This is a genomic window from Thermus sp. FJN-A, assembly GCF_054655095.1.
The window spans coordinates 1-802 of the sequence record NZ_BAAHSC010000087.1 but is presented as its reverse complement, the minus strand read 5'-3'; the positions used below and the strand labels follow the sequence as shown (position 1 = coordinate 802).

Here is an 802-nt window from a genome sequence, read left to right as displayed (position 1 = left end):
GGGCGAGCTCCCTGAGGAGCTCCTCCGCCACCCGGCGGTAGTCCGCCTCCGCCTCCCGGGCGTTGGGGCCGCGCCAGCGGGTGATGGCCTTGCCGTCCAGGGCGGCCCGCTCGTGGGCCTTGTAGGCCCGCACGAAGGCGTGGAAGGCGGGCACCCCGGCCTCCATGAGGGCGGTCTGGGCCTCGAGGGCCTCCCCTAGGCTCCGGGGGTCCACCCGGGTGAGGAGGACCCGGTGGGCCACCCCGAGGGGTCGGACGGCCTTGCGCACCGTCTCCACCAGGGCCTCGAGGTCCAGGGGGGCGGGGGGCGTGGGGAGGACGGCGTAGTCCGCCGCCCTGAGCACGGCCTCCAGGGCCTCGGAGCGGAGGGCGGGGGGCGTGTCCACCACCACCACCCCGTAGCCCCTCACCCGCCGCAGGCGGAGGAGGAGGGCGGGGTCCGTCTCCTGCGCCAGGTCAAAGGGCATCTCCCCCCGGCCCGCCCACCAGGAGGCGGAGCCCTGGGGGTCGGCGTCCACCAGGAGGACGGGGCCCCCCTCGGCCAGGATGGCGGCGAGGTTGACGGCGGTGGTGGTCTTGCCCACCCCGCCCTTGCCGTTCACCACGGCCACCACCCTCACCCCAGCACCTCCCTCAGGGCCTCCTCCAGGCGCTCCTCGCTGCCCAAAAGCCGCACCCCCTCCTCCCAGGGCACCCGCCAGAGCCGCCCCGCCTTCTGCCCCCGCACCTGGCCCTCCCGGAGCCAGCGGCGCACCGTTTCCGGGTCCACCCTTAGGGCGCGGGCCAGCTCCTCGGGGGTGAGG

Annotated in this window: 2 protein-coding genes; both read right to left on the bottom strand. The window is 76.4% G+C overall.

Features of this window, described 5'->3' with window-relative positions:
- Positions 1-619, bottom strand: a 619-nt coding sequence (locus tag ACYQ0J_RS00465; protein ID WP_460170254.1) for a ParA family protein, incomplete at its 3' end; no start/stop codon positions are given.
- A partial coding sequence (locus ACYQ0J_RS00460; RefSeq protein ID WP_460170253.1) for a helix-turn-helix domain-containing protein occupies positions 616-802 on the bottom strand: 187 nt, incomplete at its 5' end. The genes ACYQ0J_RS00460 and ACYQ0J_RS00465, both read right to left, overlap by 4 nt.